We start from the raw sequence: 14,784 nt of genomic DNA on the forward strand, positions 1-14,784 counted from the left end.
GCTTTTTTTATCAGTCTATTCTTTATGCAAATACAAGACTTGGGTCAGCAAAAGCAACAGGGGACTTTGCATCCTCCTCGAAGGTAACCCATTCCCACGCATCTTGCTCAGCCAAAACTGCGCGAAGTAGTTTGTTATTAAGTCCATGACCTGACTTGAATGCTCTAAACTCGCCTATGATAGGGTGACCACACATATACAAATCGCCAATCGCATCCAAAACCTTGTGCGTAACAAATTCGTTCTCGAAACGTAGGCCTTCTTCGTTAAGAATTCTATACTCATCAAGACCGATAGCACAATCTAAGCTCGCACCCAGACACAAGTTCTGAGCCTGAAGCATTTCTATTTCACGCATGAAGCCGAACGTACGAGCTCTGGAAATACTCTTAATAAAGTTCTGTGAGGAAAAATCGAATAAAAGATGTTGCTCATCAGAATCGATCGCTGGGTGGCTAAATTCGATTTCAAAGTCCATTCTAAAACCGTTGTAAGGGACAAACTCTGCCCACTTATCGCCATCTTCGAACTTGATTGGCTTTTTAATACGAATAAAACGCTTAGGAGCATTTTGCTCTTCAATACCTGCTTGTTGCAGTAGAAAAACAAAAGGGCTAGCACTACCATCCATAATAGGAATTTCAGGAGCATCAACTTCGACAACAACGTTATCTATACCCATTCCAGCAAAAGCCGCGTTGAGATGCTCGACTGTCGATATACGTACGCCATCATCATTGACCAATGCAGTACAAAGCATAGTGTCCCTAACAGAATCTGGATCGGCAGGGAAATCAACAGAAGGCTCTAAATCAGTCCGCCGGTAAACGATACCTGTATTTGCAGCAGATGGACGCAGAGTAAGTGTCACTTTTCGCCCTGAGTGGATGCCCACACCAGTAGTTTTGACGACTTCTTTTAACGTACGTTGTCTTATCATCTACTTTACCCCAATAAAACGTTATATATCACGGCCAATTTTACTATTGGCCGAGAATTTTATCACAAAATTGAACACTGTCAAATTGTGAGCGTTAGTCAGCTTGGCGACGAAGGAAAGCAGGAATATCTAAATATCCGCTTTCTTTATCAGCCTTGGGGGCAGCAGAGCTCTGATTATTAGTAGAGCTTGATGCTGAACCTGATGACTGCGAAGCCGCCTGTTGTTTATCTTGCAAAGACTGTGCCGTCTTTTCCTCGGCCTTAGTGGCATTCTGCTGAATCGGCGTCTGTACTGGTTGTTGTGCTGGCTTAGCTTTACCTCCAGCAACAAGAGTAATATCAGGTTTTCTCTCGTTACCGATACCCGTTGCAACAACTGTGACGCGGATTTCATCGGCCATGTCCGGGTCAAGTGATGTACCTATAACGACCGTCGCATTGTCAGAAGCAAAAGCCTTAACCGTGTTACCGACCGTTTCAAACTCATCAAGGCGCATGTCAAGTCCAGCTGTGATATTAACGAGAACTCCACGAGCACCTGCAAGATCAATATCTTCCAGTAATGGGCTAGATATTGCCATTTCTGCTGCTTCTTCGGCTCTATCTTCGCCTTTTGCCACACCACTACCCATCATGGCGTGACCCATCTCAGACATAACCGTTCTAACATCGGCAAAGTCAACGTTAATCATGCCTGGTCGCGTAATAAGCTCAGCAATACCTTGAACTGCATTTTTCAACACATCATTAGCACTAGCAAAGGCCTCTAATAGTGTAATTCCGCGTCCCAGTACTTTGAGGAGTTTTTCATTCGGTATCGTGATCAAAGAATCGACATGCTTAGAAAGCTCTTCAATTCCCTGTTCAGCAAAAGCCAAACGCTTTTTACCCTCAAAACTAAACGGCTTTGTTACAACAGCAACCGTTAAGATGCCCAGCTCTTTTGCAACCTCTGCGATGACTGGTGCAGCACCTGTTCCTGTACCACCGCCCATTCCTGCAGCGATAAATACCATATCGGCACCGTCGAGCTCTTCTTTAATACGATCTCTATCTTCGAGAGCTGCATCACGCCCAACTTGAGGGTTTGCACCCGCTCCTAGACCTTTGGTCATATCACCACCAATCTGAATAACACTATTCACACTGGTTTTACGAAGCGCCTGAGCATCAGTATTTATACTAATAAACTCAACACCTTCGATGGATTCACGAACCATGTGTTCAACGGCATTACCACCACCGCCACCCACCCCAACGACTTTAATTACTGCGTCGTCAGACATTTCCATCATCGGTTCAAACATGTGTTATCTCCGTTTTCCTGCTGCTTCAGGTTAAAACTCTTTTTGTATCCAATTACGCAGACGGTCAAATAAACCCGTAACTGTTGCACGATGTGGCTCGCTATATTCAGTATCATCGTTTATCTGAAAATCCTTTGCATAATGGAGTAAACCCACCGCCGTAGAATGATACGGCGCTTTAACATAATCAGTTAAACCACTCACATTGAGCGGTTTTCCTACTCTAACTTGATTGCGAAACACTCGCTCCGCACATTCAACTAATCCTTCAATCTGTGATGCCCCACCAGTGAGCACGACTCCAGCGGCAAGATGATGTTTAATACCATCTTCTCGAAGCTTTTGTTGGACCGTATCAATGGTTTGATTTACTAAGCCCATAAGTTCAGTATAACGAGGCTCAATCACTTCAGACAAAGTTTGTCGTTGTAAACTTCGTGATGGACGTCCTCCTACACTCGGAACATTGACAGAATCATCCTTGCTAACCAACTCACTCAACGCACAGCCGTATTTCACTTTTATCTCTTCGGCATCATTCACTGGAGTACCAAAAGCAAAAGCAATGTCGCTCGTGACCGCATTACCTGCATAAGAGAATACCTCTGTATGCCTCAAAGCACCTCCAGTCCAAATAGAGACATCGATAGTGCCTGCGCCGATATCTACCACACAAACACCGAGCTCTCGCTCATCTTCAGTGATCACGGCATTGCTTGCTGCCAGGCCTGAGTAGACAATATGCTCGACTCTCAAACCACAACGCTCCACGGCTTTGATGATGTTTTTTGCCATATCGTTATGGCAAGAAATGAGATGAACACTAACTTCCATTCTCACTCCTGATAGACCAAGAGGGTTTTTGATCCCTTCTTGGTAATCGATCGTAAACTCTTGTGGTATAACGTGAAGAATCCGTTGTTCATCACTTATTTTTATAGATTTTGCCGTGTGTATGGCCCTATCCATATCTTCTTGAGATACTTCTTGATCGGAAATCGCGCCCATTCCCTTTTCAATCCTACTGGCGATATGGCGACCAGATAGAGAAATGAAAACATTCGTGATTTGGCATTCTGCCATTAATTCTGCCTGATCAACGGCCCTTTGAACGGATTTAACAACGGACTCAAGATCATTGACTCCGCCCTTATCCATACCTCTAGATGGACTGCTTCCCGCACCAATAATATTTATTTGACCATCGGGTAACACTTCACCAACGAGTGCCGAAATAGTTGCAGTTCCTATATCAAGACCAACAATAATGTTGTCATCAGAGGACTTTGTCATTTAAATTCTCTTGCGTTAACTCTTGTTTTGGGAACCATCCAATTGATGCTCCGGTATCATATCTTAAGTCGATATAACTTACATTCTGAGCGTCCTCACCCAGTTTTTTGTACAAATTAACGAAGCGTTTAACACGCTCCATCAAAGATTCTTTTCCTAACTCGAGCCTGACACCATTATCAAGAATTAATTGCCAAGCACGCCTATCATTCAACACCAACGATGTTATCGACAATTCAAGCTCTTTAAACATGGGCGTAACAGTTTTCCATGTATCGAGCACTTCATTATTCGTTCCGTCAGGACCGTATAATTTCACTAGGCCATCATCTGCTTGGCCAATATCTGCGTTAAAAAGTTGACCATAAGTATCTAAAAGTACATTCCCATTCCATATTGCGAGTGCCTTGTGCTCGGTCAAGTACACTTTTACTGTATCCGGCCACTGCTTGCGAATTGCAGCATGAGACACCCATGAAATTGACTCAGCGGCCACTTGCAACTCGCGTACATCCTGAGTCATAAATGTCCCGACATGTTCTAATTGAGAAAATGCCCTTTGAACATCAAGTGCAGACACATGATGTAAATCGCCTTGTAAAATGATCCTTGATAACGGTAAACGCTGATCATCTAACATCCAAATGATGGTGGAATAGGTAAGATACCCAATTAACAACAAAATCAATACAAAAAAACCACCACCAATGGCATTTTTTTGTACGAATGACACGGCTCTTGAGTAATTGCGCTCGTTAAACGCTGCTTTAATCAAAATCCACGACCCTTGTCATTAATTCACTCATTTAATCTTGATATTATTATCATAGAGGAAAAATACTACATTATTACCCATTGATTATACTGGCGTCATTAAAAGTATCAAACACTGGAGCAAATAAATCATCATCTGAAGCGACATAAGTGAGATTTATTCACGATTTTTTCATATATTTCTATATGTCATCATCGTTTTGATATCTAATTTTAAACTGGCCAGTCGTTTAGCTACTTTACCAATGTCTCCAGCCCCTTGAGTTAGTACCAAGTCACCATCTTGCAAAACATTGGCTAATACTGCTGGCAACTCACTCGTTTCTCGAACAAAAATAGGATCAATTTTTCCTCTACCACGAATAGTTCGACATAATGCACGACCATCCGCACCTGAAATCGGCGCTTCACCGGCAGCATACACATCCAACATAATGAGCACATCAACCCTTTCTAATACATTGACAAAGTCATCATAAAGATCACGAGTTCGGCTAAATCGATGAGGCTGATAAATCATAACAAGTCGGCTTTGTGGCCAACCATTTCGTGCAGCTTGAATAGTTACATCGACTTCTGTTGGATGATGTCCATAGTCATCAACTAACATCACCTGACCTTTATCTGTATCAAATTCACCTAGGTGCTCAAACCGACGCCCAGTTCCTTGAGTACTTGCCATAGCAGAAAGAATGGCTTCATCTTTGATATCATCTTCGGTCGCAACTGCAATGGCTGCAGCCGCATTAAGTGCATTGTGTCTACCCGGTATATTTAATGTAATATCGAGTAGAGGTTTACCCTCACGCACCACTGTAAATTGGCCTTGATGCCCGGTTTGATGATAATTTTCGATACGAACATCTGCATGCTCAGAAAATCCATAGGTAATAACTTGTCGACTGATTTTAGGAATCAAATCTCGAACAATGGGATCATCGATACAAACGATAGCTTGCCCATAAAAAGGCAAATTGTGTAAAAAATCTATGAAAGTTTGTTTAAGTTTCTCAAAATCACCAGCATAGGTGTCCATATGGTCAGCTTCTATATTGGTAACAATACTCACCATCGGCTGTAAGTGAAGAAATGATGCATCGCTTTCATCTGCTTCTGCAATTAAAATACGACTTGAGCCTAACCGCGCGCTCGCACCCGCACTTTTAACCAAACCACCATTGACAAAGGTTGGATCTAAACCCGCTTCAGAATATATCTGGGTAACGAGAGCTGTCGTTGTTGTTTTTCCATGGGTGCCAGCAATGGCAATACCATGTCGAAAACGCATTAGTTCTGCCAACATTTCAGCACGCCTTACTATGGGTATACGTGCTTGGCGTGCTGCTATGATTTCTGGGTTATGGTCATCAATAGCGGTGGAAATGACAACGACACTTGCATCACTAATATTATCCGCAGAGTGCCCAATATAAACCTTGGCACCTTTTTGACTTAAGTTATCTGTAACAAGATTTGCCGTAATATCTGAGCCTGTTATTTGGTAGCCCTCGTTAAGCAGTACCTCTGCAATACCACTCATCCCAGCACCACCAATACCGATAAAGTGAATAGATTTTACTCGGCGCATTTCTGGAACCACCGCTCGAATTTGAGTCAAATCTTGACTATCTTGAACTATCATTAAATCTCTCGTTTCTCGGTGATTGAAATTATTGAGTCTGCAACGATCTTATCGGCATCTAACAAAGCGGACTCTCGCGCCTTTATAGCCATTTTTATCAAGCTTTCTCGGTCTAACTTTAAAACTGTGTCGACCAATTTTCCTACAGTGAGCTCTCCCTGCTCTATCATGATAGCGGCACCACTGTTAACCAAATAATCTGCATTAAGCGCCTGCTGTCTGTCCTTATGCATAAAAGGAACAAAAATTGAGGCACTACCTGCCGCCGCTACTTCAGATACTGTCAAAGCACCAGATCTGCAAATAACCAAATCACACCATTGGTAAGCTTCGACCACATCGTCGATAAACTCAACTGATCTATAGTTTTTAACTTGGTTAGCTTGATAAGCTTTGGCGACCGAATCTGCATTCCCTTTCCCTGCCTGGTGTAACACTTCATAGCCAGCACCGAGTTGGGCTATTGCCTCTGGTAGGGTTTGATTAAGTATTTGAGCACCTTGACTCCCGCCCATAACCAGAATTCTAATCAAGCCCTGGCGTTTCTCAAGTCTTCGTGTTGGACAAAGTAAGTGAGCAAGTTCTTGCCTTACCGGGTTTCCGACTACTTGTGCCTGCTGAAAAGCACCAGGGAAAGCTTGAAATACTTTTTGTGCAATTTTAGAAAGCCATTGATTGGTCAGTCCAGCGACTGCGTTTTGTTCGTGAACAATAAGAGGAATACCCGATAACCAAGCCGCAACTCCGCCTGGACCACTTACATAACCTCCCATACCAAGTACTGCGTCAGGTTTCCAACGTTTGATGTGCCCTCGTGCTTGCATAATCGCGCTTAGGATCTGAAAAGGTGCTTTGATTAAACTTATTATACCTTTACCACGGAGCCCTTTTACACGAATAAAATCAATTTCAATACCGTGTTTGGGAACAAGCTCGGCTTCCATTCGGTCAGCAGTACCCAACCAGCGCACTTCCCACCCTTCTTTTTGTAGTTGCCTAGCAACAGAGAGTCCAGGGAAAACATGACCGCCAGTACCACCGGCCATCACCATCAATTTTTTATTTTTTGCCATCAGAAATTTGCTCTTTCTTATTTTCACTAAGCTCACTCAAACGACACTCATGGTCGACTCTAAGCAGTATGGACACTGCTGATGACATAATTATCAAACTAGAACCACCATAGCTAATAAGAGGCAAAGTTAAACCTTTGGTTGGAACCATGCCTGCGGCTGCTCCAACATTGATTAGTGTTTGAAATGCGAACCATATACCAATTCCAAAGGCAAGATAACCACCAAAAAGTTGGTCATATTTGAAGGCTTTGTGGCCAATCATAATCGCTTTCAACACTAGACAAAAGATCAAGGTAAGCACGCATAATACACCAATAAAGCCCAACTCTTCAGCTAATACGGCAAATACAAAGTCAGTATGCGCCTCCGGCAAGTACTCAAGTTTTTGGATCGAGTTTCCCAACCCTTGTCCCAACCATTCTCCTCGCCCAAATGCCATGAGTGATTGGGTAAGTTGGTAACCACTTCCAAATGGGTCTTCCCATGGATCTAAAAAAGAAGTAACTCGACGCATTCGGTAAGGTTCAATGTATATCAAAGTCGCGACTGACATCAAACCGACTACCATTAGAGCTAAAAACTGTGTCAGTTTTGCTCCAGCAATAAATAACATGCCAAATAAAGTCACAAGCATCACAACAACTGTGCCTAAATCTGGCTGTAAAAGCAGCAAACTTGCCAGTGTTCCGAAAACAATAATAGGCTTAATAAAGCCACCAAAAAATGTCGACCTTACCTCATCATTTTTACGTACCAAGTAACCAGCCATAAAAATGAACAACGACAATTTAGCCACTTCAGCGGGTTGAAGGTTAAATAAACCAAGTGGAATCCAACGAGAAGCACCGTTGACCGATTTGCCCGCAATGAGAACAACGATCAGTAGTAATATCGAAATAAATAATAGTACCGAACTATATTTAAACCATCGTTTTAACGGAATTTGGAGGATGACACCTGAAACAGCCAAAGCGAGTAACAAAAAGATGCCATGTCGAAACATGAAGTGAAAGGGCTGATTAGTGAGCCGAGAACTTATTGGAAAAGATGCAGACGTAACGATAACCAATCCAATCAGCATCAGACAAAGCGATATCCAAACTAACTGGCGATCATAGAGAGCGCGAGACGGCTTTTGCCATTGATTGGTGAGGTCTTTAATTGTGTTGATAAGCTGCATTCTGCTACTCTAGGAATCCAAAGAACGGGCTAACTCAGTAAATTCATCACCTCGAGCCATAAAGTTCTTAAACTGATCAAAGCTTGCACACGCCGGCGATAGCATGACCACATCTCCCCTTTTCATTTGGCCAGAGATCCAATGGATGATTTCGTTTATTGATTCAAAACGTTTTGCACTGGGATGCAACGACATAAATGCATCACCATCTTGCCCAAAACAACATAGTTGTACATTTAAATTTTTCAAAATAGGCGCTAATTCAGAAAAATCTGCTCCTTTGCTAACCCCACCAACCAATAAAAATAGCTTCCCTTCCATTCTCAAACCAGTTAATGCTGCTTTGGTACTTGCGAGGTTGGTTGCTTTGGAGTCATTGACCCACTTAATGCCGCCATTATCTAAAACAACTTGGCACCTATGTGTCAAACCGCTGTAAGACTTGATAACCGGAAGCGCGCGTTCAATATCCACACCAACCGAATGCAACAATGCGAGAACAACCAAGCAGTTTGATACGTTGTGTCGACCGACCAAAGATATCTCACTGGTACTCAATACTTTCTTCCCTTGTAACGTAAAGAACTCAACATCATCTTGGGTAGTAACAGCAAAATCAGTCTTTTTATCGAGGCTGAATTCTAGGTAGGAGGAGTCTTTCAGAGGGTAAGTCGCTATATCGTCAGCATTAACGATACGCACATCCGCATTGTCGAATATTCGCAGCTTAGCATTCCGATAATCATCCATACTTCGATAACGATCCATATGATCTTCAGATAGATTCAAAAATACAGCAACTTTACTTTTCAAAGACGATGTAGTCTCAAGCTGAAAACTCGATAACTCCAAAACATAAATATCTGCCTGATGCTGGAGTAAATCTAGAGCAGGAACACCAATATTACCCCCTACAGCAACATCTAGCCCTGCTGCACTTAATGCTTGTCCAGTCCAATCTGTCACTGTGCTCTTGCCATTCGAACCTGTTATGGCAATAACAGGCTTATCATTATCCCACGCAAACAGCTCAATATCACCGACAACAGGAATTCCAGAAGCAAGCACTTGCTGTATCTCAGGAGTTGCAAGCGCAATACCTGGGTTAGTTACCACTAAGTCAGCATTGAGCAGCCAATCGAGATTAAAGCTACCGTTATGGAGAGGGACAGAGCTGGATAGGCGCTCACGCCCGGGCACATTTTCACGGGTATCAATGACACGGATTTCAAAGTTGTTCTGCTTTCTTAGAAGGTAATTGACAACGGATAGTCCTGTAACTCCCAAACCGACTACAACTACTTTTTTCACGTTCTGCCACGGGTTGGCGACCATAAGCTGTTTTCCTCTACCTAACTTTTAAAGTCGCTAAACCAATCAGCACAAGCACGATAGAAATAATCCAAAAACGGACAATAACTCGGGGCTCAGGCCAACCTTTTAGTTCATAATGATGATGTATTGGTGCCATTTTGAAGATGCGCTGGCCTCTTAGTTTATAAGAACCCACCTGAAGAATCACAGATAAGGTTTCCATAACAAAAACGCCTCCCATGATCACCAGAACAAACTCCTGCCTCACTAAAACAGCAATAGTGCCAAGCACTCCTCCAAGGGCAAGAGAGCCTACATCACCCATGAATATCTGAGCAGGATAAGTGTTAAACCAGAGGAACCCCAAACCTGCACCAACAATAGCCGTACACACAACCACCAGCTCTGATGAATAAGGCACATAAGGGATATGTAGGTAACTGGCAAAATTAACATTACCTGTTGCCCATGCGATCACAGCAAAACCAGCAGCAACTAAAACCGTTGGCATAATTGCTAAACCATCAAGGCCATCGGTTAAATTGACGGCATTACTTGTTCCAACTATGACAAAATAGCTCAGAACAATATAAAATACCCCAAGTTGTGGCATGATCTCTTTAAAGAAGGGCACAACAAGTTGAGTTGCTGCGGTATCCTTGCCGTGGATATAAAGCGCAAATGCAACAACCAACGCAATAGCGGATTGCCAAAAATACTTCCACCGAGCAATCAAACCGTCTGTGTTTTTATGCACAACTTTGCGATAGTCATCGACAAAGCCAATCAGACCGTAGCCTCCCAAGACAATCATCACAGCCCAAATATAGGGGTTTGAGAGATCTGCCCACAGTAAAGTCGTCAAAGTGATCGCTGAAAGAATCATGATCCCTCCCATAGTCGGAGTACCACGTTTACAAAAATGAGACTCAGGCCCCTCATTACGGACCACTTGTCCAATTTGCATCACTTGCAAGCGCCGAATCAAAATAGGACCAATCCACAGAGAGAGGCCCAAGGCTGTTAAAATACTTAGGATGGCCCGAAACGATAAATATTCAAATAAACGAAAAAATGAAAAATATGGCTGTAATAGCTCTGCAAGCCAAATAATCATGTAAAACTCTCCTTGATGGCTTTCACAACAACACTCATGCCTGCACTTAACGCCCCCTTAACAAGTAAGGTTTGCTGTTGAGCTTTTTCGTGTCCAAGCTGTTTTTTAATGAAGTCAATCATACTTTGGTGATCACAGAAGTGAATACCATCACTCTCTTCACTGATGACCTTTGCATCAGCACCGTATGTAAGAACGTAATCAAATCTAAAAGGAGCAGCATGTTGTCCGACTTGACGATGAAGTGCAAGGCTTTCCTCACCAAGCTCTGCCATATTACCAAGTATCAACCAACGTTTACCTCGATAATTTGAGAGCAAATCAATCGCTGCTTTCATCGCTGGCACACTCGCATTATAGCTATCGTCGATCAGTCTTATTTGTTTGTTCAGTTCAATCACTTCTGCACGCGCACTCACCTTGGTCAGTTGATTTAAGCCAGATTTGACATCCTCAAGTGAAGCCCCAAACTCCAAAGCTAGTGACGTGGCAGAGAGTGCATTGGCGACATTATGTTGCCCAACCAGACTTAACTGAATGACACACTCTCCAATCGGAGTCGTCATTATAAAAGAAGCTTCACCTCGTTCATTGAGTTGAATGTCTGTTGCAAAGTAATCGGCCTTTGAGTCATTCATAGAAACCGTTTTTACGGTTTTATCTGCCAAAACGTCTTGCCAATATTGACCACCATTGCTGTCCAAGTTTATTACAGCAACAGCTCCTGATTTTAAGCCATTATAGATCTCGCCTTTGGCCTGCATTACACCATCAATCGAACCAAAACCTTCGAGGTGCGCGGCCGCAACGTTATTGACCAATGCAACATCAGGGTTTACTAACCGAGTAGTGTAATCGATTTCTCCGATATGGTTAGCGCCGAGCTCTATCACGGCAAAATCATCTTCTGGTTTAGCTCTAAGTAAGGTGAGCGGAACACCGATATCATTATTAAAGTTGCCTTGGGTGAACAACACTTGGCCTTTTTGTGACAATATACTGGTGAGCATTTCTTTCACTGTCGTTTTCCCACAAGAGCCCGTAATAGCAACCGTTGGAGTTTTGCAAAGTTGGTGAACTATTGAACCTAATTTACCCAAGGCGATTCGGGTATCTTCAACCAGAATATGTGGTGTTGTAATTTGCAATTTTTGGCTAACAATTAACGCAGCGGCACCTTTTATAACAGCTTGTTCAATAAAGTCATGTGCATCAAAATTCTCGCCAATTAAAGCAATAAATAATGTCCCTGAGGTTATCGTTCGAGTATCTGTTGATACTGAACTGACTGAAATATCTTCTCCCTTGAGTTCACCACCAACGGCTCTCGCTATCTCTGCTAACGTCAAAGAAATCATCCTTTATCTCCTAAAAGCTCAAGTGCAAACTCTCGATCCGAACAAGCAATAATTCGGTCAGACAAAACTTGATAATCTTCGTGGCCCTTGCCCGCCATAAGAATAATATCCTCTGGTCGGCTGTGCTCTATGGCATATTTTAATGCAGCACGCCTATCATGCTCGACCATCACTGACTCAGGACGAGACATTCCAGCTTGAATATCTTTAACGATAAGAGTAGGGTCTTCACTACGCGGATTATCGTCGGTGATAATAACGCGATCAGCCAATTCCTCGCTGATTCGTCCCATCATGGGTCTCTTTCCTACATCCCTATCACCACCACAACCAAAGATCACCCATAGTGCACCGCCGCTATGGTCCTTTAGAGCGTGTAGTGCTTTTTCTAGCGCATCGGGAGTATGCGCATAGTCTACAATTACTTTTGCTTGCTTTGACGCTGTAAACAACTCCATTCGACCAATAACAGGACGCAACAGCGGAGCGGTTGCAATCAATTGCTTTTTATCTACACCCATACAAAGTAACGTTGTCATTGCAATAAGGACGTTATTGGCGTTAAATCCACCAATCAAAGCGACCTCAATCTCACCGTCACCAAACATCCCATCAAAAGCTAGAGAGATGCCATTCACAGAATAATTAACACACTTTGCCCAAACAGATCGTGGGAAGTCTTGCGGGTGCAATGATACGGCAACAGCGGAGTCTAAATACCCAAGCCATCGCTTTCCAACAGGGTCATCGATATTAATAATCGCTTGTTTACAGCAGTGTTGATTGAATAGAGAAAATTTTGCTTGCTCATAGTTTTCCATTGTTCCGTGATAGTCCAAATGATCACGACTTAGGTTAGAAAATATTCCAACCTCAAATTCAAGCGCTTTGACTCTACCTTGGCTCAATCCGTGGGAGGATACCTCAAGCGCGGTATACTTTGCACCTTGCTGTTCTAAAGCGTGTAAGGTTTGCTGAACTTCAATCGCATTACCCGTAGTATTGGTTGCGGGCTTTAAATCATCGATAAAGCCGTTCCCCGTAGTCCCTAAAACTGCGGCATGACAAGAAACCAACTCAAACCACTGCGCAATCAATTGTGTGATTGTTGTCTTACCATTTGTTCCGGTTACAGCAATCAATTTATTGTTTTTCAGAGGAAAAATCCGCTTAGCGAGTGATGATAGGTGAATACCCAAGTCGTCAACAAAAACGATGGGCACATTGTCTCTAACTTCCGTTTTTCCATGAGTATTCAGTGGGCACGCTTGAGCAATAACAGCATTAGCTCCACTCTTTATGGCTTCGTTTATATATACTCGGCCGTCTACGTTATGACCGAGAATTGCAATAAATGTACTGCCAACCTCCACCTTACGACTATCAAGCTCTAGATGTTTGACACCAATTTTGGACCACGAGTAGCTCGAGATATCAACAAATGGGCAGAGCAAGTTTGCTAGATTTATTTCTAAGGTCATATTGTTTCACTTAATCTTTTTTGAATCGGTTTTCATCAGGCGCCACATTTAAGATTTGTAAGGTTCCTTTTAACATCTCGGCAAAGACAGGGCCTGACACCAAACCACCATAAAAATTATCACCTTGAGGCTCATTTATTATCACAGCGATCGCGACACGTGGGTCACTAGCCGGCGCGGTACCAGCGGTGTAAGCAAAATACTCGTCACCATACCCGCCTGCAATTGCTTTTCTTGAGGTCCCAGTTTTTGCTGCAACTCTATAACCAGGGACTGCCGCTTTCGTTCCTGTTCCTCCAGGCTGAGTTACCGTCTCCAACATAGTGAGTACCTTTCTGGCATTATCCCTATCCATGACTTGTTTGGATAAATCTTGCTGATTACTCTCAATAATATGAATAGGCTGATATTTGCCTAAATTACCCAATGTCGCATACGCATGTGCCAGTTGTAGTGGTGTTATTGTAAGGCCATAGCCATATGACAAGGTTGCTATTTCAAACTTGGACCAGCGACGACGGTCAGGGAAAATACCTTGTGTTTCACCAACCAAATTTAATCCTGATAACTGACCAAAACCAACAGAACTGTACATACCCAGTAAAGCTTGAAGTGGCATCTCAAGTGCCAGTTTAGTCACACCAATATTACTCGATTTTTTTAATATTGTGGTAAGGTCAGCTTTACCCACTTTGGAGGTATCTCTTACCCGGCTGCCCCCAATTTGCATAATGCCATTTCCTGTGTCGATAATGGTACTTTCATCCGCAACATTATTCTCAAGTGCAGCGAGGACAACGAAAGGCTTCACTGTAGAACCGGGTTCGAATGCATCCGTGATCACTCGGTTACGCATTTTCGCTGATTGAAGATCCGAACGGTTATTTGGGTTGTAAGAAGGTGCATTAACCATAGCAAGTACAGCACCCGTTTTTACATCTAAAATGACGGCAGAACCAGAAGTTGCCCGATAATCTGCAACAGCTTGTTTTATCGCTCGATAGGCAATCGCTTGGATCCTTTGATCAATCGTTAGCTTTAATGCCTTCCCTTCTTCTCTCTGCTCCAAAGAAATATTTTCAACGACGCGCCCATACCGGTCTTTACGAATAATTCGTTTGCCTGCCTCCCCAGAGAGCCATTGATCGTAGCTTCGCTCGACACCCTCTAAGCCGTGACCATCTATACCAGTAACTCCTACGATGTGAGCACTTACCTCACCAGCAGGGTAATATCGACGAGATTCGGATTTTAGGCCGACGCCCACCAGTTTAAGCTCCCGAATATAATTGGCCATTGC

Annotated in this window: 12 protein-coding genes; all 12 read right to left on the reverse strand. The window is 43.1% G+C overall.

Annotated features, from left to right (window positions below; translation table 11 throughout):
• Nucleotides 1-22: 22 nt before the first annotated feature.
• The gene (gene lpxC, locus RH40_RS19150) at nt 23-940 is read right to left on the reverse strand and encodes a UDP-3-O-acyl-N-acetylglucosamine deacetylase (protein WP_009603359.1); all 918 of its coding nucleotides are present in this window, start codon (nt 938-940) and stop codon (nt 23-25) included.
• A 94-nt stretch (nt 941-1,034) separates the two neighbouring features.
• The gene (gene ftsZ, locus RH40_RS19155; protein ID WP_009603360.1) at nt 1,035-2,249 is read right to left on the reverse strand and encodes a cell division protein FtsZ; all 1,215 of its coding nucleotides are present in this window, start codon (nt 2,247-2,249) and stop codon (nt 1,035-1,037) included.
• Nucleotides 2,250-2,279: 30 nt separating this feature from the next.
• Nucleotides 2,280-3,542, reverse strand: a complete 1,263-nt coding sequence (gene ftsA, locus RH40_RS19160) for a cell division protein FtsA (RefSeq protein ID WP_009603361.1) — start codon at nt 3,540-3,542, stop codon at nt 2,280-2,282.
• Nucleotides 3,526-4,317 (reverse strand): cell division protein FtsQ/DivIB, encoded by a 792-nt coding sequence (locus RH40_RS19165; RefSeq protein ID WP_009603362.1) that lies wholly within the window; start codon nt 4,315-4,317, stop codon nt 3,526-3,528. The genes ftsA and RH40_RS19165 overlap by 17 nt, the downstream gene beginning before the upstream one ends.
• A gap of 171 nt (nt 4,318-4,488) precedes the next feature.
• Entirely contained in the window at nt 4,489-5,958 is a 1,470-nt protein-coding gene (gene murC / locus RH40_RS19170) for a UDP-N-acetylmuramate--L-alanine ligase (protein ID WP_009603363.1), read from the reverse strand.
• Nucleotides 5,958-7,031 (reverse strand): undecaprenyldiphospho-muramoylpentapeptide beta-N-acetylglucosaminyltransferase, encoded by a 1,074-nt coding sequence (gene murG, locus RH40_RS19175; RefSeq protein ID WP_009603364.1) that lies wholly within the window; start codon nt 7,029-7,031, stop codon nt 5,958-5,960. Before murG ends, murC begins: the two co-directional genes overlap by 1 nt.
• Nucleotides 7,018-8,214 (reverse strand): cell division protein FtsW, encoded by a 1,197-nt coding sequence (ftsW, locus tag RH40_RS19180; RefSeq protein WP_009603365.1) that lies wholly within the window; start codon nt 8,212-8,214, stop codon nt 7,018-7,020. Before ftsW ends, murG begins: the two co-directional genes overlap by 14 nt.
• 9 nt (nt 8,215-8,223) lie before the next feature.
• A complete protein-coding gene (murD, locus tag RH40_RS19185) occupies nt 8,224-9,549 on the reverse strand; it encodes a UDP-N-acetylmuramoyl-L-alanine--D-glutamate ligase (protein WP_009603366.1) in 1,326 nt (441 codons plus the stop codon).
• Nucleotides 9,550-9,562: 13 nt separating this feature from the next.
• Nucleotides 9,563-10,645 carry a phospho-N-acetylmuramoyl-pentapeptide-transferase gene (gene mraY, locus RH40_RS19190; RefSeq protein ID WP_009603367.1) on the reverse strand — a complete coding sequence of 361 codons (1,083 nt, stop codon included), beginning with the start codon at nt 10,643-10,645 and terminating at the stop codon, nt 9,563-9,565.
• Nucleotides 10,642-12,003, reverse strand: a complete 1,362-nt coding sequence (locus tag RH40_RS19195) for a UDP-N-acetylmuramoyl-tripeptide--D-alanyl-D-alanine ligase (RefSeq protein ID WP_009603368.1) — start codon at nt 12,001-12,003, stop codon at nt 10,642-10,644. The genes mraY and RH40_RS19195 overlap by 4 nt, the downstream gene beginning before the upstream one ends.
• Nucleotides 12,000-13,484: a UDP-N-acetylmuramoyl-L-alanyl-D-glutamate--2,6-diaminopimelate ligase gene (gene murE, locus RH40_RS19200; protein WP_009603369.1), complete on the reverse strand. Its 1,485-nt coding sequence runs from the start codon at nt 13,482-13,484 to the stop codon at nt 12,000-12,002. The genes RH40_RS19195 and murE overlap by 4 nt, the downstream gene beginning before the upstream one ends.
• A gap of 10 nt (nt 13,485-13,494) precedes the next feature.
• Nucleotides 13,495-14,784, reverse strand: a 1,290-nt coding sequence (locus tag RH40_RS19205) for a penicillin-binding transpeptidase domain-containing protein (RefSeq protein ID WP_009603370.1), incomplete at its 5' end; no start/stop codon positions are given.

It is taken from the genome of Vibrio caribbeanicus ATCC BAA-2122 (genome assembly GCF_000165125.1).
Classification (GTDB): domain Bacteria; phylum Pseudomonadota; class Gammaproteobacteria; order Enterobacterales; family Vibrionaceae; genus Vibrio; species Vibrio caribbeanicus.

Bases quoted from the DNA above. Each gene is read 5' to 3' on its own strand.
- lpxC (WP_009603359.1), bottom strand. From the start codon at position 940: ATGATAAGACAACGTACGTTAAAAGAAGTCGTCAAAACTACTGGTGTG.
- ftsZ (WP_009603360.1), bottom strand. From the start codon at position 2,249: ATGTTTGAACCGATGATGGAAATGTCTGACGACGCAGTAATTAAAGTC.
- ftsA (WP_009603361.1), bottom strand. From the start codon at position 3,542: ATGACAAAGTCCTCTGATGACAACATTATTGTTGGTCTTGATATAGGA.
- murC (WP_009603363.1), bottom strand. From the start codon at position 5,958: ATGATAGTTCAAGATAGTCAAGATTTGACTCAAATTCGAGCGGTGGTT.
- murG (WP_009603364.1), bottom strand. From the start codon at position 7,031: ATGGCAAAAAATAAAAAATTGATGGTGATGGCCGGTGGTACTGGCGGT.
- ftsW (WP_009603365.1), bottom strand. From the start codon at position 8,214: ATGCAGCTTATCAACACAATTAAAGACCTCACCAATCAATGGCAAAAG.
- murD (WP_009603366.1), bottom strand. From the start codon at position 9,549: ATGGTCGCCAACCCGTGGCAGAACGTGAAAAAAGTAGTTGTAGTCGGT.
- mraY (WP_009603367.1), bottom strand. From the start codon at position 10,645: ATGATTATTTGGCTTGCAGAGCTATTACAGCCATATTTTTCATTTTTT.
- RH40_RS19195 (WP_009603368.1), bottom strand. From the start codon at position 12,003: ATGATTTCTTTGACGTTAGCAGAGATAGCGAGAGCCGTTGGTGGTGAA.
- murE (WP_009603369.1), bottom strand. From the start codon at position 13,484: ATGACCTTAGAAATAAATCTAGCAAACTTGCTCTGCCCATTTGTTGAT.